This window comes from Pedobacter sp. Hv1 (assembly GCF_001412215.1).
In the GTDB taxonomy this organism is placed as follows: Bacteria; Bacteroidota; Bacteroidia; order Sphingobacteriales; family Sphingobacteriaceae; genus Pedobacter.
The window spans coordinates 278201-301804 of record NZ_LLWP01000002.1; the positions used below are offsets into that span (position 1 = coordinate 278201).

The window sequence follows — 23604 nt, forward strand, 5'->3', positions numbered from 1 at the left end:
ATACTGTACAAAACCATACTTCTACTATTTCAAACAGGGGCTTTCCTGTTTGATGGTTTTAGTTTTGATATAATTAGTATAAGTTTGATTGAAATTAAACATTATGAAAAAGTTAACCATCATATTCCTCTTGTTCATTATTGCACTATCTACCGTAAATGCACAAATAGATAAACAGTCTGTGCCTATGGTAGCAGATATACCTACCATAGTGGCGGGTACAGCTAAATTAACAGGAAGAATAATAAGTCCAAATAAGACAGGCAAGGATAGCATTTTTGTAAATATTACTGTTCCAAATCCAATTTCCGGAGAATTTGTTAAATATAAAGCATTGGTCGATCAATCAGGGAAATTTTCTATTGTGGTCGAAATGGAAACAGATATTATTCTGGTTCATTTAAACACAACTTTAAATTCCGAAAAGCCTCTTCTTGTGAAATTGACAAGTGGTGGTATTACTAACATTGATATTTCTTATAATTCCGGTGATGATATCAAAAATATTGTCGTTACCCCTGCTATGAATCAAAATGACATGACCAGAAGCTTTGGGCTTATAGGTGAAATGATTGAATTTAGACCAGACAGGGCACCGAAGCGTCTGTATGACAAAAGTTATGATGAGTTTCTAAATCATGCTAAGGTTAGTTTATCAGAAAGATTAGAGATTTTAAATAAGGATACATTAATATCCAAAGAACTAAAAGAAATGCTGGCCAAAGATTTTCATTTATGGTTATATATAGCACATGTATTTAATTACGAAGAAACGATGATCGGAAATTATCGCAACACAAGTGATGATAAAAGCGGAAAACCTAATATCCAAAAGATTGATAGAACCTATTTCCGTTTTTTGAAAGATTTTAAGCTCAATGACCCTCAATATTTGCGATGTTTAACATTGCTAGAATTTCAAAAAGCAATTCTTCAAAATGAGACACTGGGGCTGCCTTTAATTGGAGAAAATGACATTCCTTCGTGGTTGGCAAGTGTGAAAGTTATTTTATCTGATTTGGTTGGATTCGACAATGGTTTATACTATGATATTTTAGCAGCTAATGCTTATGGAAGGCAGTTAACTGAAGAAATAAGACCGCTAACTGAAAAACAAAAGGAACATATCACAAATTATTGGAAAAATGGAGAAATTGCAAAAATACTATTTCGAAAAAACCAACAAGTTGTTGAGTTAAACAAATTCAAATCACCTGCTGTTGTAAATGATATCTCGGCTGTTCCTAACGATAAAATTATAGAAACAATTCTTGCTAAACATCAAAACAAAGTTGTTTTGATTGACCTTTGGGCAACATGGTGTGGTCCTTGCTTGAATGCCATGCAGGAATTCAGAAGTACAAAAAATGAGTTACGGGATAAGGATATTGTATTTGTGTATTTAACAAATGGTTCTTCTCCTCGAAAACTATGGGAAGAGAAAATTAAAGGAATTGGTGATGAGCATTACTATCTCACAGCTGCTCAGTGGGAATACATCATGGACCATTTTGGCTTCGAAGCTATTCCCTCCTACCTATTATTCAATAAAGAACGTGTGCTCAAAAATAAATTTACAGCCTTTCCTGGAAATTTGGAAGTGAAAGCCATGATCAAAAGTCTGTTGTAAAGGAATACTGCACAAATCTATATTTCTACTATTTCAAACATTGTCTTTCCTGTTTGATGGTTTTAGTTTTCCTATTATTGCTGCAAGTTTGATTGAAATTAAAATTAATGCCATGAAAAAGTTCATCTTCACATTGCTCAGTTTCATTATAGCGTTATCTACAGCAAATGCCCAAAAGGGCATCAACTTTAATCGCAATTATGCCGCCGGTGGGAATCTACTTATGAATATTGATAGTTCGGCCAAAAATGTCTTTTATTCAATTGGGTTCCCAAATCAGCCCCGCACAAATCTTAGTTATTTACCAAATGTAAACAATGTAAGTATCCAGATTAATTTTAGAAAGCATATCAATATACAGCACTATCGGTATACCATATTAGTAGATAATAAACCAATAGCGGTAAATAAGTCGATTAACATGGCCGAGCTAAAGAACACCAACGCTGGAGGCGATGAAGAGATATTCCGCTCCACAACATTGGGCACTTTCCCTATAAAAGGCAAAATTATTACCACATTAATCTATAGCATCGAAAAGCCGCTTGATATTGATAAAGCTGTTTTTTATGGCAAACCTATTCCCAAAGCAAAAATTAAAGGTTTTTCAAAGCTTACTAAAGTTAAAAAGGGCTATCACTATAGCTGGGTAAAAGATCCAAAAGAGAAAACAAATTTTACCTTCTCAGAAAAAGACTTGGAAATAACCCTAATAAAAGACAAATCAGACATAGACTATCTCTATCAAACTTCAATAAAAGATAAACAAACAAATCAAATAATTTTCGAATCAAATACTTGGAATTATGGTGGTGTCATTGATGTGGATCATGAGCCTTTACCCAATATAAATATCGATAAGAATATTTTCAAAAAGTCGGGAGATTACGAAATTATTATTCAACCCGCTATTAAATGGAGCAATTGCCTTGATTGTGATATTTCGCCCAGAGAAATAGAAAAATACATTACCAGACATACCCTTTCCATAACTTTAGATGAAGAAAGCTATAGCAAAAAAGAACTTCTGATCTATACACTTATCGTTGCATTTGCTATTGGATTAGTCTTTCTAGTTATCCTTTATTTCACCAAAAAAAGAAATAAAACAAAGCTGGCAGAAAAAGAGCAGCAAAAAAACACAGCAAAACTCCAATTGAACTCTATTCGTTCTCAGTTAAACCCACATTTTCTGTTTAATGCCCTCTCTGGTATTCAAAATTTAATGAACAAAAACGAAATAGACAATGCCAATAAATACCTTTCTAAATTTGCCAGGCTAACCCGTAATGTACTTGGCGATAAAGAGTTGATTAGTTTATCACAAGAAAAAACTTTATTAGACGATTACCTACAAATGGAACAATTGCGGTTTGGCTTTAAATACGAAATTAACCTTTCCGAAAACTTAGGTTTAGACAACATAGAAATACCAAGTATGCTGCTACAACCTTTTGTAGAAAATGCGGTAAAGCACGGCATATCACAAAAAGCTACAGATGGAAAAATTATGATCACGTTTGTTAAACAAGTAAATGATTTGGTATTAACTGTTACCGATAATGGAAATGGATTTGACACCAAAAACAAGCACAGTGGCTTGGGTTTGCAATTAAGTAACAGTAGAATTAAACTCCTAAATAGCATTTATAAAGAAAATCGCTTTACTTTAGCTATACAATCGACTACTAAAGGAACTATAATAAGCTTAACATTAACCGATTGGCTATAATACAATGAGGGCAATTTTAATAGACGACGAAATTTCCAACTTAGAAAACCTGCAGACTTTGCTACAAAAGCACTGTCAGCAGGTAACTGTAATGGCAACAGCCCAGAATGTAAATGATGCGGTTAATGCTATTGAAAAATATGTACCTCATTTAGTATTTCTCGATATTCAAATGGGCGAGCAAACGGGTTTTGATGTATTAAAATTACTTCCAACACGTAATTTCGAAGTTATTTTTGTTACCGCTTACGACCAATATGGGATAAAAGCGGTAAAATTTGCCGCCCTAGATTATCTTTTAAAACCCATAGACATTGAGGAATTAATTATTGCGGTAAACAAAGCCGACCAGAAATTGCTGGCAAAAACCCATACCTCACAACTCGATTTTTTGTTGCAGCAGCTTAAAAAGCCCGAGGCAGCCACCGGTAAAATTGCGCTACCTATGCAAAGCGAAATCAGGTATATCCCTTTAGCAGACATTATCCGTTGCGAAGCAGATAACACCTATACTTTTTTCTTCTTGGCAAACGGCGAAAAGATTTTAGTTTCTAAATCTTTAAAAGAATATGCAGATTTACTTTGTCCTAATGGTTTTTTAAGAACTCACCAAAGCCATTTGGTTAATCCGAAATATGTAAAAAGCTGGTTAAAAGAAGATGGTGGCATTTTACTCTTAATGTCTGGAGAAAAAATACCTGTTTCTAAACCCAATAAAGACACTGTAAAACAAACCCTACAACAACTCTAGGTGCTGAAGTTATTGGATAAAGTTATATGGAATGATTTGTTTAAGAATTTCGAGCTCTTAGCCTATTTCAACACGTCCATACAACTTACATATACCTCATCCATTTCTTTTTGAGGTACAGGACCATCTAACCCCTTTGGATATTTTGTTTTTAATTTTGACAATACACATTTAGCATAGGCCTCTTTTTTTTCAGCTGTTGCACCATTTAATTCTTCCATCGAACTAAATTTAGCAAGCATCTTTTGCTCTATTTCTGGTGTCCAAGATATTTTCGTGATCGTTTGAGCACATTCAGTAGTGATCGAATCAATCAGCTTTTTATCCTTACTCAAATCTAAATCTTCAAAATGGTCTTGGTACTTCAACTTAACTTTACCCAACAAACAATCAGCTATGGCTTTTCTTTGCGCATCGTTTGTTGAAATTTGCTTCGCACCTTCGTAAAATGCGGTATAAAGTTGTTCTTCCGTCACTTTTGGAGACTTTGAAATTGTGCATTTTAAGAGGCTTAAAACGAAGCTGGTTAGCAATAATATACCTATTACAGTAATTAGTTTTTTGCTTTTGATAAAGTCGTTCTCAAACATTATTTAGATTTTGGATTTACAACAAAAATAAAAAAACTTCCCATATAGGAAGTTTTTTATGCTATGTACCCAAGAGGAGATTCGAACTCCCACACCCATACAGGCGCCAGCCCCTCAAGCTGGTGCGTCTACCAATTCCGCCACCTGGGTTTGTGGTGCAAATATATCATTCTAGTTCAAAACTCAAACCATCAAAAGCTAATTTAATGTGCGATGGCAATTCTTTTTCAATTTCGGCATGTAAACCCATGTTATGGCTCATGTGCGTAAAATAGGTCTGCGCTGCCCCTACCTTTTTGGCAAAGGCAATAGCCTCCTGTAAAGTAAAATGAGAAATATGGTCTTCGCGTTGCAAAGCATTAATCACTAAATATTTTGTACCCTTTATTTTTTCAAAAGAAGCCTCAGAAACTGTTTTGGCATCGGTAATGTAGGTAAAATCTTTAATGCGGTAACCAATTACTGGCAGTTTATGGTGCAATACCTCAATGGGTGTAATGGTGGTTTCGCCTACTTTAAATGCCTCATCAGTTACGGTATGTACATTAATTTGTGGAATGCCATAATACTGTACATCCGAAAAAATATATGAAAACTCTCTTTTTAAGGCCTCTTGTACCCGCTCAGTAGCATAAATATCTATCCGTTTTTTAAGGAGGTAATTGAAAGGTCTAATGTCGTCTAAGCCTGCCACATGGTCTTTATGCTCATGGGTAAACAAAATGGCATCCAAATCCTTTACACCAGCTCGCAACATCTGGTAGCGAAAGTCGGGACCACTATCTATAACAATTGTTTTATCTCCCAATTCTATTAAAACCGAAACCCTTAAACGTTGATCACGATGGTCTGTAGACTGACATACGGCGCAACCGCAGGCAATAACCGGAATTCCTTGTGAGGTACCTGTACCTAAAAATGTGACTTTCAATGTATTTATATTAGAGATGCTTTGCCATCAATATAGACTAAGCTCAGCATGACAGTTCAATTTAACAATAATACTCAAAAATAGGCTAAAATAAAAAGGGTTTAAACCGATAGTCTAAACCCTTTTAACATGTAAATTGAATTAAATTATCTTAAGTCTACCACTTCAACACCAGGATATTTTTTGGTATCGAAAGCAAAAGTAGTTTCTGGTACATTTACGTTTGGCGAGAATGTTTTTACGTTGTAAGTGTACGTATTGCCATTTTTCTCAAAGATCACCACATTGGCAATTTGTTTTGAAGCCTTATCAATACTCAAACGGATTTTAAATACTGTTTTTTTAGTATCAATTGGCGATAGATCGATCATCTGATAGGTTTTTGCACCAGCTTTGGTTTCTCCAGTGTACAGGTATTTAAATCCTTTCTCATAAATCGTGAAGATCTTTGCAGGGTTAATGGCATCGCCACTGTTGTCTACATTAGAGATCTGTACCTCTTTATCGTTTTTAAGGTAGGTCCACTGTACTTTGCCATCACTGATCAGGTCTTGATTAGTCATGGCTACTTTATACTTATTGGCATTTGCTTTCACATATAAAGTACCTTGTTGCGTTTCTTTTACCTTAGCTTGTGCATTGTTTAACGTGAAAGTGAAATCGGTTTTCACAATATCGTAAGAACGATATTTCTTACTTACCGCAGCCAAGATTTCTTTGGCCTTAGAATCTGTTTGTGCATTGGCTGTAAAACCAAATGCGCCCATTACCATCAATGCTACTATTATCTTTTTCATAATGCTTAATTATATCTACCAACAACACTTCAACTCAGGCTGGCAGAACGTAAATCTGTTATTTGTTATTTAAGTTGTTCAAGAATTGTTCCAAAGCGTATTGATCTGGCAATAAAACTTCTCTGGCCTTACTTCCTTCAAACGGACCCACTACCCCAGCAGCTTCCAGTTGATCAATAATTCTTCCGGCCCTGTTGTAACCCAATTTCATTTTACGTTGAATTAACGACGTAGAACCTTGCTGGTGCGTAACAATCAATTGTGCAGCCTCTTCAAATAAAGGATCTCTATCGTCTGGATCGAAATCGGCTTTAGCTGATTCTGCATTTTCGTCTATATATTCTGGCAATTGATAAGCATCTGGATAGCCCCGTTGGTTACCAATAAATTCTGAAATTCTGTCTACCTCAGGTGTATCAACAAAAGCACACTGTAGCCTAATCAAGTCGCTACCAGTTGATAAGAGCATATCCCCTCTACCAATCAGCTGATCGGCACCACCACTATCCAAAATGGTTCGCGAATCGATTTTAGACAACACCCTAAAGGCTAACCTAGCCGGGAAGTTGGCTTTAATGGTACCCGTAATAATGTTTACCGATGGTCGCTGGGTAGCCAACACCAAGTGGATACCAATAGCTCTGGCCAACTGGGCCAAACGGGCAATTGGTGCCTCTACTTCTTTCCCAGCCGTCATCATCAAATCGGCAAACTCATCTACCACTAAAACAATGAAAGGCAAAAAGCGATGTCCATTATTTGGGTTCAATTTACGTTTGATGAATTTATCGTTGTACTCTTTTAAATTTCTTACCTGTGCATCTTTCAATAAATCGTAACGTTGATCCATTTCTATACACAAGGAGTTAAGCGTATTCACTACCTTTTTGGTATCTGTGATAATGGCATCAGCCTCACCTGGCAATTTGGCCAAAAAGTGGCGTTCAATTCTGTTGAATAAGGTTAACTCTACTTTTTTCGGGTCAACCAATACAAATTTCAGCTGCGCTGGATGTTTTTTAAATAACAGTGAAACCAAAATGGCATTGATCCCTACCGATTTACCCTGTCCAGTAGCACCTGCCACCAATAAGTGCGGCATTTTTGCTAAATCGGCAATAAACACCTCATTGCTAATGGTTTTACCCAAAGCAATTGGCAGATCCATTGTAGTTTGCGCCCATTTTTCGGTATTTAAAATGCTCCGCATCGACACCATTTCTGGATGCTGATTAGGCACTTCAATACCAATGGTTCCTTTACCTGGCATTGGGGCAATGATCCTGATTCCCAATGCGGCCAAACTTAAGGCAATATCATCTTCCAGGTTCTTGATCTTCGAAATTCGAACCCCAGGAGCTGGAATAATCTCGTACAACGTAACTGTTGGACCAATGGTAGCCTTGATCTTATCGATCTCTATATTATAGTGGTTAAGGGTCTCTACAATTTTATTTTTATTGGCTTCCAATTCTTCGGCATTTACAGAAATTTTGTTGGAACCATAGTTTTCCAATAAATCTAGATTTGGATATTGGTATCCCGATAGGTCTAATTTTTCGTCGTAATTACCAAACTGTTCCACTAAACCATCGGCTTTTACCTCTTCCTCGCTTTTCTCTACCGTAAATGCAGGTTCTGGTGTAATGGCTAAAGGTGTTGCCGCTGCTGCAGTAGCTGCAGGCGTTAACATCACGTTGGTACCTAAAGGCAATATGGTAGCCAAATCTTCTTTCTCCTCTTCTTTTTCTTCAAAACGATTTGGGGTTAAAATGATATTTTGGTCTTTTTTAGGCTGGTTTTTGAAACGATCATTTACACTAAATTCTACAGGTTCAGATATGATTTCGTCTTCTACATCAATAGGTGCAACAGGTGCTGGCACAAAATCATTTTCCTTTTTGCTGCGTTCTGGTATTTTAAAATCGATATTATAAGCAATGATCAATATGGTAAGACCTAAAAAGATAATCAAGCCACCAACACCAGCCTGCCCTATCTGGGCTACCAATAAACGATTGCTCCAATAACCAAACTCTCCCTCTAAAAAATGTGGTGTTTCTGCAAAAAACGAATGCCCGAAACCAAAGGCCAGAGAAATGAATAATAAAAAGAAAAAGCTATAAGCCAATACTTTTTCGATAGCGAATATTCTTACTTTAAACAACAAGCGATAACCGATTACAAAAAAGACAAATACGAATAAGAAAGAGGCAATACCAAACCACTCGTAAATAAATTGATGCGACAATAAAGCGCCAATCTTACCTAGCCAGTTCTGTACCACAGGATCGTCTACCCCATTACTTTTTAATTCTTCAACAGTTTTAAACAGATTGCTCCAGCCCCCGTTTGCATCAATAACATAACTCTGGTCTTCCTGCCAAGTAAATAGATAAGAGGTAAAAGCAACCAGAAAATAGATGGAAATGATGACAAAGAAAAGCCCTATAATTTTAACCAATCTTCCATTCTGTAGGTCGAATGTTGGTAAAAGATCTGCTTTAGCTCGGGGTTCTTTGCTTGCTGCCGACCGCTGACCGGGTTTTTTCGGATCAGAATCTTGTTTAAATGAGTTGGATTTGAATTGATTTCCCCTTACCGACATCTTTCGTTTAATGTTATTAGTGAACAAATATAAAACATATACTTGTTTTGTACCGTATAAAACAATTACGATTTAAACAAATTATTTCGAATTGCCAAAAGCCTTTCTCAAAATTTATTTAATGGTTATTAAACTTTTCGTGTAAATAAGTGTCATACCTAAAACTTAATAAATTTTCATTAAAACATAATTTGTTTTTTATGAAATGGGGGCATCATGAATATTTGCACTTTAAAGTGCTATCATGATTACTTGTTTAAATAGTTTTGTTTTAGGTTAACCCTGCTTGATTTTATTAAGCAGGGTTTTTTTGTTAAAAAGTTGGGCAATTATTGCTTGGCTTTTACAGAAATGGCCATAGCTTAAAGTTGATTATTCTGGACAGACCATTTAACAATCTCAATTTATTTTTGTTAATTTAACGGATTAGTTTAAAAACTACTTTAAAATGGACATTACGCAGCTCGAAACGTATATTGAAAATGACCAATTGGACCAAATTATTGCTTTACTTTCGCAAAAACCCCAACTGGCCGTTCAGGTTACTTCACATCACATTTCTCCTATCTTATTGGCCTGTTTTTACAAAAAACAAGAGATTGCCAATACCATTGCAGGGTTTGTGCCTGAACTGAACATTTTCGATGCTTGTGCTGTAGGTAAGTTTGATACTGTAACCTTATTGGTTTTTAAAGATCCACAAGTAGTTAACTCTTTTTCTGCCGACGGTTTTACCCCTTTAGGATTGGCCTGTTATTTTGCCCACGAAGAAATTGCAAGATTTTTGGTTTTAAAGGGAGCTGAAGTAAATATTGCCAGTAAAAACGGCTACAATGTTTTTCCGATCCATTCTGCAGTAGCCGCTAACAATTTCAGCATTACTAAAATGTTGTTAGATGCGGGTGCTTATCCAAATGTTTGCCAAAAACTAGGGGTTGCCCCTTTGCACACTGCAGCACAATTAGGCAATATCGAACTCATTATCCTTTTATTGGAACATGGCGCTGAAGTTACTTTACGCATGGAAGGTGGCAAACTACCTGCCGACCTAGCTGCAGAAAAGGGATTTCACGAAATTGCAGAGATTTTAAGGGATGAAGATTAGTAGAGAGTATCAAGTACTAAGTAGAAAGTATTAAGACTAGTAACCATATAGAAAGTATTAAGTACTAAGTAGAAAGTATCAAGACTATGAGTCAACTAGAGAGTATCAAGTATCAGGACCAGGAGTTAACTTAGAACTTATAACGTAAAACCTTCCACTTTGAACTTTTTACTTTGAACTACCAACCAACTTAAAACTTACAACGTAAAACTTAGAACTTTCTACATGTCCCAAACTCTTAACCGAGCTTTTTTCATGTAATTTCTAATGTCTAGAACAATAGCTGCCAGGATATAGAATAAAATTGGAAAGCCTACGGCCAAAAAAGAGGAATAAATAAAAAACAAACGAACTTTAGTAGTACTCATATTTAACTTGTTAGCTAAATAGGCCGAAACTCCAAAACTTTGTTTTTCGAAAAAGGTAACAATACGTTGAAACATCTTATTGTTTTAAAATTTTAATTCCAATACCACAATTTAAGCATTTTTTTTCATTACAATAAGTTTTTTTCAATTGTAAGAGGGCTTGTGTTTGGTAGGCATCTTTAACATTAACGCCTGCATTTACATATTGTTTGATTACTGCATTATTTTCTGCTGGCAAATTTTCTAATATATAAAAACACCTTGTTATATAATTATGTTGGTCCATAGCTTTACCAAATGCAAACAGAAACAAAGAAAGTGTATTGATCAAGATATTATTGATCGAATCTTTCCCCAACTGCAAACTCACATTTTCTGTAGTTTTATTAAAATGGTAGTGGTTTTGCCAATAGGCATTTACCGGAAGGTTTTCAAATAGCTCTTGAGAATTACGGTAATCTTTAAAAGCCAAAACCTTCGAAAATAAATGATTTGAATTTACAATAAGTGCGGCAAATTGGGCCAAGCGCAAGGTTGGAAAGTTTTGTGGCCGCATCCGCATAAACTTCCACAAGGAGATGTCTATGGGTATAAGCTTGTATTTCTTTTGCAGAAACTGATATTCTGCTTGCAATTGTTGAGGATATGCTTCTTCAAATTTCTGGTTTAAAAAGCCCGCTTGTCCAAAAATTAAAGCCTCAATTTGTAAGGGATTGTCTTTATGCTTGGCAAACAATTGTTGCGGTAAAGAACGGGCCAACATTTCCATCGGTACTGCATTTACCTTAAAGCCAAAATTTCTGGCCATCAAATGATAAAAAGCTTCGTCCCAATCATTTTTCAGTTCTTTTAACTTTTCATACACTTCGGTCGATTTATCTTCCAAGCGCTCTACCAAAACCCTCGATAGAAATCCCTTGATCAAAAAATCATCAATTTTATGAATCTGTTTCTCGCAGGGGAACTGATTGGCAGCTGTAATCAATTGCTCATAATTGGTAATGAGATAGGTTGGAAACAAACCTTTAAGCACCAATACTGGCAGAATAGTTCCATCTTTTCTGTATATTTTTGCATCATCTTCATATACCACATGCAAAATCACATTGTCGTAAGCATGATCTAGCTGATGCTGGTGCAACAACCAATCTGAAGATTTGAGATGGATTTCTACATTTCCCACCCAGGTAGTCTCTCCTATTTTTAGTTTGGCATTGCTAAAGTCGGGCCCTGCGTTTTTATTAATGGTACCTAACTGGATCACTTGAATAAGTTCTCCTGCAGTAGTTTGTAGGGGTTGTGCGCCATACATTCTAAATTGCCAAACAAAATGCAAAAGTTCTTCAGGAAAGTTCATGATTGAATTTATACATTAAAATAAAGAAATCCCATTCCAGCTCAAAATTTAACTGCACCTTATCATCAATAATTTAATGAAGCAATAGAAATTAATCTTCTCGAAAAATTAATTCCATTTGAGCAAGTTTTAAGATCCTTATGCTGTTACCAGCTTTTGTTTTTTCTTGTAATTGGTAATAAAAACCCCTGTAATAATCAGTACTGTAGCAATGAGCAGGTCGAAAGTAATCACCTCATCTAGTACCAGCCAACCTAAAAATATGGCAATCACCGTATTGAAATAAGATAGAATAGACACCTCTGTTGCTGTTACCTTTTTAAGCGCATAATTGTAGCAGAAATACCCTACAATAGAGCCAAACACACCTAAATACACTACTGCCAAAAGGCTTTCCACGCTCCATGCACTTGGTTGAATGTTTTTAGAAAAAACAAAAGCGAAGATCAATTGTACTAGGGTAGAGAATACAAATTGGTAAAACAGGTCTAGAAAAATGTTAGAGCTCTGCTGGGTATATTTCTTGGTATAAATTGTACCCACAGCCCAGCCTAAAATTGCTGCAGCCAAAAACATAATCCCTGTTTGATAATTAGGATCGAGCAAATCGCCAAAACCATCTCTAAAAATAAAAGCTACACCAATAAAACCTACAATAACCCCTACAAAGCCTTTAATGGTTGGTTTTTGTAGACCTATTATTACACTACCAATAAAAACAACAATGGGAGAAAGTGCGTTGAGCAACGAAGCCAATCCACTAGGGATACTTTCTTCGGCAACGGTTGTCATGCCGTTGGCTACAACAATCATTAAGGTAGACAATAACATCTGCCTCCTCAATGCTGGCCAACCAATCCATTTCAATTCGCTTTTGCGCAAGAGCACAACTAGCAAAATAAGCGATGCAATACCTTGGCGCATGGCTGTTACAAACCAAGGCGGAATGGTATGCACTGCAATTCGGATACCGAGATAGGTGGTTCCCCAAACTATAGCTACAGCTAATAAAGAGGCAATTAACTTGAAATCTGATTTAGATTTCATAATAAATTGGCAGCCCCAAGGATCTGCTCCATTTCTTGTTGCAAGGCCAAGGCTTCTTCCCTTGCTTTTTCTGCAAAATCTAAACCATCGCTAGCGTAGATAATGCTTCTGGCAGCGTTAACCAATAAACCACATTCTTGATTTAAACCATATTTACATACCGCTGATAAACTACCGCCTTGCGCACCAACACCTGGCACCAATAAAAAATGTTCAGGGGCTAATCGACGGATATTTTCAAATTCTTCGGCTTTGGTAGCCCCCACAACATACATCATTTGGTCGCTATTTCCCCATTTTGAAGAAGTGGTAATTACTTGTTCGTATAACTTTTGGTCTTCGCTTTGTTTGGCCTGAAAATCTTTACTCCCTGCATTTGAAGTTAATGCCAACAGAATAACCCATTTATCGGGGTGTGCTAAAAATGGGGTAACAGAATCCTCGCCCATATAAGGCGCAACGGTAATCGAATCGAAACTCATTGCTGAACCTTCTTCATTAAAAAATGCTTCGGCATACATGGCAGAGGTATTGCCAATGTCTCCACGTTTGGCATCTGCAATGGTAAATACCTCTTTTGGAAAGTGTTGCCAAGTTTTCACCAGGGTTTCCCATCCCTTCACTCCCCTACTTTCGTAAAATGCAGTGTTTGGTTTATAGGCCACACAAAGATCGTGGGTAGCATCAATCAACTGTTTGTTAAACTCCAAAATTGGATCGTTATATTTTAACAAATGTTTTGGAAGTTTATCTAATACTGGATCTAAACCAATGCATAAAAAAGATTTTTTCTTTTGTATCTGCTCAAAAAGTTGCTTTCTGTTCATTTTAATGGGAGAATGGGTGCACAAAGATGCCAATTTTTAAAGTTTTTAATACCGCAAAAACAACAATTTTGAAATTTATTTTTAAACAATTTTAAATTTTTGTTGCAGATTAATTTTCAAATACATACAATTGTGGCATAATTCCTGAATGTTCATCTGAATATCCCAGAAAAATCTCAACCAAAATTGTTATCATAAATGTTTTAAAGAGCATTTTTCCACTATATTCTTTTGATAAACCCTATAAAAAATTTCTCGACAAGCACATATAAATGTTTAATAAAACAGAATTAACTGAAAAGCTGACTGCTGAATTACGTGAGTTGGCAAAAAAAGAAGGCATTAACAACGCAGACGATTTGCGCAAAAATGACCTTATTGAACAAATTTTACAGCAACAAGCTGATAAAAGCACAAGCGCTGAGGTAGCCCCCGAAAAAGCTACGCCAATTAAAGAGGCAAAAGTTAAAGCGAACAAGGAAAATGCTGCAGAAAAACCTGTTGCTAAAAAGAGAGCTCGTATTTCAAAAGACGACAAAAGCACTCAGCCTCAACCTGAACGCGAAAGAATAACCTTATTTGATGAACCACAATTTCGCAATGTAGAACCACAAGCAGAAATTGAAGTTGAACCACCAGTTGTTGTTGTTCCACCAGATTTTAACGATGATCCGGAGCGATTGGAAACAATTGCTACCAAATTACAAAATCAGGCCAACCAGTCGCAACAACCTAACCCAGGTAAAAAAGACAGATTGCCTAAAGAGGCAAGACCTGTTAAAGATGCTAAAAATGTACCTGCAGGCGAAGAAAAACCTGTAAGAGAAGAAAGAGCACCTAGAGAAGAGAACGCCAATCGTCCTCAAAAAAACCAGAACAACCCCAACCAGAATGGTGGTAGCCATAAACAAAACGAAACCAGTTATTCTAATCTAGATTTCGACAATACCATTACGAACGAGGGTGTTTTAGAGATTATGCCTGACGGTTATGGCTTTTTACGTTCTGCAGATTACAACTATCTTTCTTCACCAGATGATATTTATGTATCACAATCGCAGATCAAATTATTTGGTCTAAAAACTGGTGATACGGTGAATGGAAGTATCCGTCCACCAAAAGAAGGAGAAAAATATTTTCCATTGGTAAAAGTAATCAGCATTAACGGCCGAATTCCTGCCGATGTGCGTGACCGCGTTCCATTTGATTATTTAACTCCGCTTTTCCCAACAGAAAAACTCAATTTATTTACAGATAGCAACAATTACTCTACACGTATTATGGATCTATTTACCCCAATTGGTAAAGGTCAGCGTGGTTTAATTGTAGCACAGCCTAAAACTGGTAAAACCAACTTGTTAAAAGAGGTAGCCAATGCCATTGCCAAAAACCACCCAGAAGTTTATCTTATTATTTTATTAATTGATGAGCGCCCTGAGGAGGTTACCGATATGGCACGTAGTGTAAGAGCAGAGGTAATTGCTTCTACATTTGATGAGCCAGCAGAACGCCATGTAAAAATTGCCAATATCGTTTTAGAGAAATCTAAACGTTTGGTAGAATGTGGTCATGATGTAGTGATCTTATTAGATTCGATTACCCGTTTGGCAAGAGCTTACAATACAACGGCTCCTGCATCTGGTAAAATATTATCTGGTGGTGTTGATGCCAATGCATTACACAAACCAAAACGTTTCTTTGGTGCAGCACGTAACATTGAAAAAGGTGGTTCATTAACCATTTTAGCTACAGCATTAACAGATACAGGTTCTAAAATGGACGAAGTAATCTTCGAAGAATTTAAAGGAACTGGTAACATGGAGCTTCAGTTAGATCGTAAATTATCTAACAAACGTATTTTCCCTGCTATCGACATTACTGCATCTAGTACACGTAGAGACGATCTATTGTTAGATAGAGAGAACCTACAAAGAATTTGGGTATTGCGTAACCACTTGGCCGATATGAACAGTCAGGAAGCTATGGAATTGGTACAGGCCCAAATTAAAGGCACAAAAACCAACGAAGAATTCTTAATGGGAATGAACGGATAAGAAAGTTTTGAGTTTTAAGTGGTAAGTTTTAAGTTCAACTAACCACTTAAAACTTATAACCTATAACTTACAACTTAAATGAAAAAACACATCCCTAATGCCATTACCTGTGCCAACCTGTTTTCTGGGTGTATAGGTGTTGTTTTTGCATTTAAAGGCGATCTACAAACCGCAGCTTATTTTGTTTTACTTTCGGGTATCTTCGATTTTTTTGATGGCATGGTAGCCAGATTGTTGAATGTAAAATCGGCTATTGGCAAAGAATTAGATTCGCTGGCAGACATGGTAAGTTTTGGGTTTTTGCCAGGTGTGGTGATGTTTCAATTGCTAAAAGTAAGCGATTTCAGTTCTCCTTATCTACCTTATTTAGGTTTTATCATCACCGTGTTTTCGGCCCTTCGCTTGGCCAAATTTAACATAGACGAAAGACAGACAGAAGAGTTCATTGGCCTCAATACCCCAATGAATACTTTATTTATTGTTTCATTGCCTTTTATCGCATTAGATTATCCAACTATTATTGGTTCTTCTATGCTATTGTTAGCCATTACGGCTATTACCAGCTTTTTATTGGTAAGTGAAATTAAGATCTTTTCTTTGAAGTTTAACAACATGACTTGGGCCAAAAACAAGTTCAAGTTTATCTTCCTTATTTTATCGGCACTGTTGATTGTATTTTTAAAGTTTGCAGCCATACCTTTTGTATTGGTACTGTATATTACCTTATCGGTTTTACACTTTAGAGGTATTGCCAATAAGGCTTAATTACACTTAAAGCTGCTGTTCTAATACGGCTTTTGCCTCGTCTAGCTGTTTGTAAAGAATTTCGACAAATGCCTTCGCTTCATCAAAAGCTGCCGGAATGCCTTCTATTTCTTTAAGCTCACGGGCATTTCTTTCAATTTCTTGCATATGATCTCTTACATCTTCCCTACCTACGTAATAGAATGTTGGTTTCATTTTATGCGCACACTCTGAGGTGGCTTTCCAATCTCTAGCAATAACTGCCTGCTCTAAATCGGCCATGTAAATTGGAGTTTGCTTTTGAAAAGCTTCCAACATTTCGATCATAAATTCGGCGCTATCGCCAGACATGTCTCTTAAATAAGAGAGGTCAAGTGGCTGGGTATTTTTATTGTGATCAATCATCGCTTCAAACTTAGATAAAATTGTGATTTAATGCAATCCCATAAAATATATTAAAACCAATTCATCATTTTATTTTACAGCTTTGAATAACATCCCCTCAAAAAGCCTAAGAAATGGCCTTTTTTGCTACAATTAGTGGATCGTTAAGATTTTTTAACAGCTCCACCATACTTTGTTGAAGAATGGGATGCACCACCTCTGGTGCAATTTCTGCAAGTGGTTGTAACACAAATTTTCTATGCTGCATCTCTACATGTGGAATTTGAAGTTCATCGCCCACTTTAACAATTTGATCACCATACAAGATAATGTCAATATCGATTAACCGCGAGCCCCATTTCTCATGTCTAACACGGCCCAAGGTTTTTTCAATGGCTAAAACCGTTTCTAATAAAACTGTAGGTGTTAATGAAGTTGTTACACCAATTGCCAAGTTTAAAAAACCTGGTTGGTCTGTTTTACCCCAGGCCTCTGTTTCGTAAATAGCAGATTTTGCAAAAATAGGCCCCACCGTTTCTTGGATCAATTTCAGGGCATTTTCTAGATACTGTTCTCTATTGCCCAAATTGCTTCCGAGTAACAAATAAGTATTAATGTTGTCTATACACATATCAGGCTAAGCGGTAAGTAAAAAATCTAATGTTCGTTTGTTCAAATCAACAGGTCCAAATTTACTATAAGATGCCCGTTCAGTTTTATATATTTACAAAATAAATATTTACCTATCAGATGAGAGAGTTTTTTAAATATGTTTTTGCAACAGTTGTAGGAATTGTGATTTCTACGGTAGTTCTGGTTGTTTTATTCTTTGTAATACTCGTTGGAGCAATATCTTCAATAGGCGAAGACAAAAAAGTAGAAGTAAAGAGCAATTCGGTTCTTTTCTTAGATTTAGACCAAGCAATTACCGAGCGTACACCCGAAAATTCTTTAGCAGGGTTGCCTATTATTGGTGGAAGCGAAAACAAGAGTGTTGGTTTTAACGACTTGATTAAAGCGTTAAAAGCAGCTAAGAACGATGATAATATTGAATGTGTTTACATTAATGTGAGCGCACCAAATGCAGGCATGGCTACCATGCTCGAAGTTAGAAATGCCATTCTAGATTTCAGAAAAAGCAAAAAACCTGTAATTGCTTATAGCGAAATATATAGCCAAGGTGCTTATTACCTCGCTTCTGCTGCCGATAAGGTTTACCTTAACCCACAAGGCGCTTTAGAGTTTAAGGGCTTTAGCTCTCAACTTACCTTTTTTAAGGGGGCATTAGACAAATTAGGTGTAGAAGCTCAAATTATTCGTGTGGGTAATTATAAAAGTGCTGTTGAGCCTTTTATCACTACAAAAATGAGCGATTACAACCGCCAGCAAGTAACCGCCTACGTTGGTGGATTATATAAAACCTTTTTACAGGGCATTTCCGAAACCAGAAAAATTAGTACAGATAGCTTATTTGTATTGGCAGACGATTATAAAATTCAACTACCAAAAGATGCTTTGGCCTATAAAATGGTCGATGCGTTAAAATATAAGGATGAGGTTTTAGATGAGTTGAAAAACATTACAGGCAAAGACAAAAAAGCCAGTATTACTACTATCAGCATCAACGATTACATTAAAAACCTACCTGTAGAAGCAACCTATACTAGCAAAAACAAGGTGGCTGTAATTTATGCCAATGGCGATATTGTAGGTGGCGAAGGTTCTGACCAACAAATTGGTTCTGAGCGTATTTCTAGAGCCATTAGAAAAGCAAGGTTAGATGATGACATTAAAGCCATCGTTTTACGTGTAAATTCTGGTGGTGGCAGTGCATTGGCCTCTGATGTAATTTGGAGAGAAATTGTATTGAGTAAAAAGATTAAACCTGTAATTGCCTCTTTCGGCGATGTGGCCGCATCTGGTGGTTATTACATTGGTTGTGCAGCTGATAGTATTTTTGTTCAGCCCAATACCATTACCGGTTCAATTGGTGTATTTGGCATCATTCCTAACCTACAAAACTTATTGACCAATAAATTAGGAATCACTTTTGATGGGGTTAAAACCGGAAAATATGCCGATATCATGAGCTTAAACCGTCCCTTAACTGCAGGCGAACGTTTCATTATCCAAAATGATGTAAACCATGTATACGATAGCTTTATTACCCGTGTGGCCGATGGTCGTAAAAAAACAAAAGCACAGGTTGATAGCATTGGTGGTGGCCATGTTTGGATTGGAACAGATGCTGTAAAAATTGGTCTGGCCGATCGCTTGGGTAGTTTCAATGATGCCATTGTTTCTGCAGCTAAAAAAGCCAAATTAAGTGAGTATAAAGTAGTAGAATATCCAGAAAAGATCGATCCTTTTAAATCTTTCCTTTCTAATGCTAAAGAAAACATTAGCGTGTACTATACTAAAAAAGAATTGGGCGAGAATTACCTGATCTATAAACAAATGCAAAAAGCAATCGTTAATTCGGGCATACAAGCCAGAATGGACTACGAGATCCAGATCAAATAATCCTTGAAAAATCATATTCAAAAGCTGTTCAAATTATTGGGCAGCTTTTTTTATTCCCTTACCCCAAAACTCAAACGTTAATAGCTTAATATCAACACTTTAAATCACTAAAGAGTCTAAACTATATAACATATCAATGTAATTATCTGTCAAAGTAGTATTATATCTACAAAGAATATCAAATTACCCACTTATTTTTGCACTTAGAATAAAAGAGCGTTGAAATTGGATTGATAAATTTGAGGAAGTTTAATCAAGAAAAAAACAACGCAGATAAACAGGTGGATTAATATAAAAGTTAAGAGTTGACAGAAAACGTAATACTTGTAGATCAATACGATAATGAAACTGGGATTATGCCTAAAATGGAAGCGCATATCAAAGGTTTACTTCATCGTGCTTTTTCTATTTTTATATTTAATAGTGAGGGAGAACTATTATTACAACAAAGGGCTTTAGGCAAATATCATTCTGGGGGCAAATGGACAAATACGTGCTGCAGCCATCCCAGATTGGGCGAACAAACCATTGATGCAGCCAATCGTCGTTTAAAAGAAGAAATGGGAATGGAATGCGACCTGCAATATGGCTTTAATTTCATTTACAAGGCAGATATGCTCAATGGCATTGCCGAACATGAATTTGACCATGTTTTTTTTGGTTTAAGTAACGACATGCCTAAACCTGTGGCCAATGAGGTAGCCGATTACAAATATGTGAGCATGGAAACCTTAGAAAAAGACATCGAAACTCATCCAGACCGATATACCGAATGGTTAAAAATCTGTTTCAACAAGGTGATGAAAAGTCACCTCCAAATTTTTTAAACCTTAAAACTTAGTGTTCAAATAAAAAACAAGCCATTTCAGCATACAATTTTAATATTTCTGGCCAAGCTGTTAAGTTTACAGAGTCAATTAGTTAATTAATTGTAATTGTATGAAAATAATTTAAGCTTTTATATTGAAATTGTTATCTTCACTTTTTAATTTAATAATAAGTAGTTATGACAGGTACAGTAAAATGGTTTAATGATGCTAAAGGCTTTGGTTTTATAACTCCAGAAGAAGGCGGTAAAGATATATTTTGCCACCATTCAGCGATCCAATCTTCAGGACAAAGATCACTGCAAGAAGGACAAACAGTAGAATATACTGTAAAAGAAGGCAAAAAAGGCCCTGAAGCTGAAAACGTAAAAGTAGTTGGATAAGTAGTAATTTTTTTATTTATTTATTTGATGCACAAAAGCCATCCACCCCAGGTAGATGGCTTTTTGATTTTAGGATATTTTAAAACATTACTTAAGAATTAGAAAATTTTTGCGCATAACTTATTAGGTTTTACTAATTTTAGCGTCTAAAACTTCCTCATTGTTATCACTTTTTACGTATAAAACCCCAGCAAACTTTGCGAATGCTTTTAAAGAATTCTATCATGTTGCCAATCTTAAGCAAGTAAGAATTTTAAGCACGGTTATTTTAGCAGTTACTATTTTTAGCAGAATCATTGCCATTTATTACCATGATCAAGTGATCAAAATTGAGAGATATGCTGAATATTCTTTAATCAATTGGGTCCAAATTACGGGGAGTCTTCTATTTTTAACATTGAGCACTTTTGCATTAAACTCCATCAAATGGAACAAGGCAAGTAAGAAAGCCCTTACCATTTTGTTTATACTTTTTGTACTGGTTACCTCATTTGCCATTAGCTACGTAGTGTCTACCTACAACACCAAAAATACATTAACCATGTTTTTAATTGGCATTGTGGCCGTAAGTTTGTTTTTTATGGTAGAGCGCAACGAAATTATCCTCATCGCTTTTTTCATTATTGCTATTTTTTTATTGGGCATGGTTATTCCTAAAATTACGTTTCAGGACAAGATCATGAACCTGCTCGCGGCTGTAATACTTGGTTTTATATTGGTCTGTTTTTCTAGGTACAACTACTGTTTTAAATCGCAACATTTTGTACGGCTTAAACAGCTCGAAGAAAAAAACCTGGAAATTGCACATTTGAACAATCAAAAAGGAGAGATTTTAGGTTTTGTTGCACACGATTTAAGAAACCCATTGAACAATATTGAAGCTTTAAGTGGCTTTTTGTTATTGGAAGACAAAGACAATAGTGAGGCCCAAATGATTTCTAATGCTGCTAAACAAGCCAAAGAAATTATCAACGACTTAATTGAAGCAGCCAAACAAGATCAACCAAACCTGCAAACAGAAAAACTGGATATTGGGGTTTTGTTGTTAAGTATTATTCAGAAATGGCGAGCAAATACCAAAAGAGAATTTGTATTTGTACCTACCACAACCGAAATCTTTGCTCAAATCAATTCTTCAAAGCTAGAACGTGTAATCGACAATTTAATTAGCAATGGTTTAAAGTTTTCTGCCGAAAATACACCGATAGAAATTAAGGTAAACCAACTCAAAAGCAGGATAATTATTACAGTTACCGATTTTGGGATAGGTATTCCGGCAAAATTACAAGAGTACATTTTTAATCAGTTTTCTAAAGCAGGTCGCAGAGGCTTGCAAGGCGAAAAATCTATCGGTTTGGGGCTACACATTGCTAAAAAGATAATTGAGCAACACCATGGTTTGCTGTTAATGAGCAGTAAGGAAAACGAAGGTACTACCTTTACCATTCAGCTACCTATTGCTTAGTATTCTTCTTGTGTTGTAGCAAACAAGTTTTGCGAAAAATTAACCAAGAACAATTGTTGTTTAGCTCTGGTTACCGCAGTATATAGCCAACGTAAAAAATCAAGATCTACCATTTCATCAGTTAAATACCCTTGGTCTACAAAAACAGCATCCCATTGGCCACCCTGTGCCTTATGGCAAGTTACTGCATAGGCAAATTTAATCTGCAGCGCATTGTAATACGGGTCTTCTTTAATGGCCACCATCTTTTCTCGTTTGCTGTTCAGGTGCTCATAATCGGCCATCAACCCATCAAACAATAGTTTGCTTTGCGCTTGTGGTAAATTTGGTGTTTCTGCTTGTAAGGTATCTAAAATCACTTTACAGGTAATTGTTCCAGCATCTGGAAAGTCTAAAAATTCCAATTGCACCTCTGCAAACCTTAACCCATAACGTTCCTCTTCTCTCCTTACCCTAACTACCTTTGCCATGTCGCCATTGGCAATAAAAGCAGTATCTGGATTATCTGGTAGCCAAAAATAATTGTTGCGCACCACCATAATCTGATCGCCCCCACTTAATTCTTCATCACGGTACAGCAACCTTGCTCTAATCTGGTTGTTGTATACGTTAGCCGATTTATTAGAACGGCACACCATCAATGCATTCTCAATTCCAAATTTACTATAGGCATATTCAAATCCTTCTACCAGTTTAACCCCTGTCATGCTAAAAATATCTTTGTAACTTTTAGTGATAAATTTGGGTAGTGGTTTTTGATCTTCACTGTAGGTATTGATCAAGCTTCTTAACATGGTGGCATTGGCCAGAATACCCGATTTCTTTTCCTGCCTTACCACTTCCTTAAGCTCTACAGCAGTAACTTTAAGACCGAAATGATCTGTTAAGTACTTTTCATTTAAAGCAGGGCTATCTATGCTGCCTACTGGCGGTAACTGTGCGGTATCGCCCACAAATAACAGCGAACAATTTTTATCTTTTCCGGTTGGTCCGGGTTGGTACACAAACTCAATAAGGTCTTTTAAAAATGAGGATCCGTTTTGAGGGTTCCATTCATCTGCAATCATCGAAGCCTCATCTACAATAAACAAGGTATGTTCTGCCAAATTGGGGGCCAATTGAAAAGCCATGTCCATGCTTACCGCACTGCGTTTGCGGTAGATCTTTTTATGGATGGTGAGTGCTCTTTTACCAGTATAATTGCTAATTACCTTTGCGGCTCTACCAGTAGGCGCCAATAAAACCACTTTTAACTTAAATTTGGGCAAAGCCTTTACCAAAGCAGCCACAGAAGTGGTTTTACCCGTACCCGCATAACCCCTTAAAATAAAGCAACGATCTGTTTCGTTTTTCGCTAAAAAAGTGCTTGCTTTATCACAAAAAATCAATTGCTCTGTAGTAGGTTCGAAAGGATACGATTGGGCAATAACATTGGCTTTATCCATTTAGCAAAGATGCAATGGTAATGTTATAGAAAAAAG

Annotated in this window: 21 protein-coding genes and 1 tRNA gene; 10 read left to right on the forward strand and 12 right to left on the reverse strand. The window is 36.3% G+C overall.

Features of this window, described 5'->3' with window-relative positions; translation table 11 throughout:
• The first annotated feature begins 103 nt into the window (after positions 1-103).
• From AQF98_RS05480 to AQF98_RS05490, 3 genes are all read left to right on the forward strand, one after another.
• Positions 104-1630, forward strand: coding sequence for a TlpA disulfide reductase family protein (locus tag AQF98_RS05480; protein ID WP_055130913.1), 1527 nt, complete (start codon positions 104-106; stop codon positions 1628-1630).
• A 112-nt stretch (positions 1631-1742) separates the two neighbouring features.
• On the forward strand, positions 1743-3362 hold the full coding sequence (locus AQF98_RS05485; protein ID WP_055131085.1) for a sensor histidine kinase: 1620 nt from the start codon (positions 1743-1745) through the stop codon (positions 3360-3362).
• A gap of 4 nt (positions 3363-3366) precedes the next feature.
• Positions 3367-4113, forward strand: coding sequence for a LytTR family DNA-binding domain-containing protein (locus tag AQF98_RS05490; protein ID WP_055130914.1), 747 nt, complete (start codon positions 3367-3369; stop codon positions 4111-4113).
• Positions 4114-4175: 62 nt separating this feature from the next.
• On the opposite strand, the gene AQF98_RS05495 is transcribed toward AQF98_RS05490, so the two are convergent.
• From AQF98_RS05495 to AQF98_RS05515, 5 genes are all read right to left on the reverse strand, one after another.
• A complete protein-coding gene (locus tag AQF98_RS05495; RefSeq protein WP_152969642.1) occupies positions 4176-4589 on the reverse strand; it encodes a hypothetical protein in 414 nt (137 codons plus the stop codon).
• A gap of 180 nt (positions 4590-4769) precedes the next feature.
• Positions 4770-4853 (reverse strand) — tRNA-Leu (locus AQF98_RS05500).
• Between the two features lie 16 nt (positions 4854-4869).
• Positions 4870-5634, reverse strand: a complete 765-nt coding sequence (locus tag AQF98_RS05505; protein ID WP_055130916.1) for an MBL fold metallo-hydrolase — start codon at positions 5632-5634, stop codon at positions 4870-4872.
• 146 nt (positions 5635-5780) lie between these two features.
• Complete coding sequence (locus AQF98_RS05510; RefSeq protein WP_055130917.1) at positions 5781-6431, reverse strand: outer membrane lipoprotein carrier protein LolA; 651 nt, start codon at positions 6429-6431, stop codon at positions 5781-5783.
• 58 nt (positions 6432-6489) lie between these two features.
• A complete protein-coding gene (locus AQF98_RS05515) occupies positions 6490-9039 on the reverse strand; it encodes a DNA translocase FtsK (RefSeq protein WP_055130918.1) in 2550 nt (849 codons plus the stop codon).
• A gap of 448 nt (positions 9040-9487) precedes the next feature.
• Between AQF98_RS05515 and AQF98_RS05520 the strand changes: the two genes are divergently transcribed.
• A complete protein-coding gene (locus AQF98_RS05520; RefSeq protein ID WP_055130919.1) occupies positions 9488-10144 on the forward strand; it encodes an ankyrin repeat domain-containing protein in 657 nt (218 codons plus the stop codon).
• 221 nt (positions 10145-10365) lie between these two features.
• Here AQF98_RS05520 and AQF98_RS05525 read toward each other — a convergent pair whose 3' ends face one another.
• The 4 genes from AQF98_RS05525 to pyrF all read right to left on the reverse strand — a co-directional run bounded on the left by AQF98_RS05525 (position 10366) and on the right by pyrF (position 13743).
• Entirely contained in the window at positions 10366-10587 is a 222-nt protein-coding gene (locus AQF98_RS05525) for a PspC domain-containing protein (RefSeq protein WP_055130920.1), read from the reverse strand.
• A 1-nt stretch (position 10588) separates the two neighbouring features.
• Positions 10589-11869 carry a DUF2851 family protein gene (locus AQF98_RS05530; RefSeq protein ID WP_055130921.1) on the reverse strand — a complete coding sequence of 427 codons (1281 nt, stop codon included), beginning with the start codon at positions 11867-11869 and terminating at the stop codon, positions 10589-10591.
• A 138-nt stretch (positions 11870-12007) separates the two neighbouring features.
• The gene (locus tag AQF98_RS05535; RefSeq protein ID WP_055130922.1) at positions 12008-12916 is read right to left on the reverse strand and encodes a DMT family transporter; all 909 of its coding nucleotides are present in this window, start codon (positions 12914-12916) and stop codon (positions 12008-12010) included.
• Positions 12913-13743: an orotidine-5'-phosphate decarboxylase gene (gene pyrF / locus AQF98_RS05540; RefSeq protein ID WP_055130923.1), complete on the reverse strand. Its 831-nt coding sequence runs from the start codon at positions 13741-13743 to the stop codon at positions 12913-12915. The genes AQF98_RS05535 and pyrF overlap by 4 nt, the downstream gene beginning before the upstream one ends.
• 272 nt (positions 13744-14015) lie before the next feature.
• On the opposite strand from pyrF, the gene rho reads away from it, so the two are divergent.
• Both rho and pssA read left to right on the forward strand, forming a co-directional pair.
• Positions 14016-15797, forward strand: coding sequence for a transcription termination factor Rho (gene rho / locus AQF98_RS05545; protein ID WP_055130924.1), 1782 nt, complete (start codon positions 14016-14018; stop codon positions 15795-15797).
• Positions 15798-15875: 78 nt separating this feature from the next.
• The gene (pssA, locus tag AQF98_RS05550) at positions 15876-16562 is read left to right on the forward strand and encodes a CDP-diacylglycerol--serine O-phosphatidyltransferase (protein WP_055130925.1); all 687 of its coding nucleotides are present in this window, start codon (positions 15876-15878) and stop codon (positions 16560-16562) included.
• 6 nt (positions 16563-16568) lie between these two features.
• On the opposite strand, the gene AQF98_RS05555 is transcribed toward pssA, so the two are convergent.
• The gene (locus tag AQF98_RS05555) at positions 16569-16946 is read right to left on the reverse strand and encodes an Hpt domain-containing protein (RefSeq protein WP_055130926.1); all 378 of its coding nucleotides are present in this window, start codon (positions 16944-16946) and stop codon (positions 16569-16571) included.
• 106 nt (positions 16947-17052) lie between these two features.
• Positions 17053-17556, reverse strand: coding sequence for a 2-amino-4-hydroxy-6-hydroxymethyldihydropteridine diphosphokinase (folK, locus tag AQF98_RS05560; RefSeq protein WP_055130927.1), 504 nt, complete (start codon positions 17554-17556; stop codon positions 17053-17055).
• A gap of 119 nt (positions 17557-17675) precedes the next feature.
• Between folK and sppA the strand changes: the two genes are divergently transcribed.
• The 4 genes from sppA (at position 17676) to AQF98_RS05580 (ending at position 22123) form a co-directional block, all read left to right on the forward strand.
• Positions 17676-19448, forward strand: a complete 1773-nt coding sequence (sppA, locus tag AQF98_RS05565) for a signal peptide peptidase SppA (protein ID WP_055130928.1) — start codon at positions 17676-17678, stop codon at positions 19446-19448.
• A gap of 305 nt (positions 19449-19753) precedes the next feature.
• Positions 19754-20275 (forward strand): isopentenyl-diphosphate Delta-isomerase, encoded by a 522-nt coding sequence (idi, locus tag AQF98_RS05570; RefSeq protein WP_055130929.1) that lies wholly within the window; start codon positions 19754-19756, stop codon positions 20273-20275.
• A 179-nt stretch (positions 20276-20454) separates the two neighbouring features.
• Positions 20455-20658 carry a cold-shock protein gene (locus AQF98_RS05575; RefSeq protein ID WP_055130930.1) on the forward strand — a complete coding sequence of 68 codons (204 nt, stop codon included), beginning with the start codon at positions 20455-20457 and terminating at the stop codon, positions 20656-20658.
• Between the two features lie 160 nt (positions 20659-20818).
• Positions 20819-22123 carry a sensor histidine kinase KdpD gene (locus tag AQF98_RS05580; RefSeq protein WP_055130931.1) on the forward strand — a complete coding sequence of 435 codons (1305 nt, stop codon included), beginning with the start codon at positions 20819-20821 and terminating at the stop codon, positions 22121-22123.
• Here AQF98_RS05580 and AQF98_RS05585 read toward each other — a convergent pair.
• On the reverse strand, positions 22120-23568 hold the full coding sequence (locus tag AQF98_RS05585; RefSeq protein WP_055130932.1) for an ATP-dependent RecD-like DNA helicase: 1449 nt from the start codon (positions 23566-23568) through the stop codon (positions 22120-22122). The genes AQF98_RS05580 and AQF98_RS05585 overlap by 4 nt on opposite strands.
• Between the last annotated feature and the right edge of the window lie 36 nt (positions 23569-23604).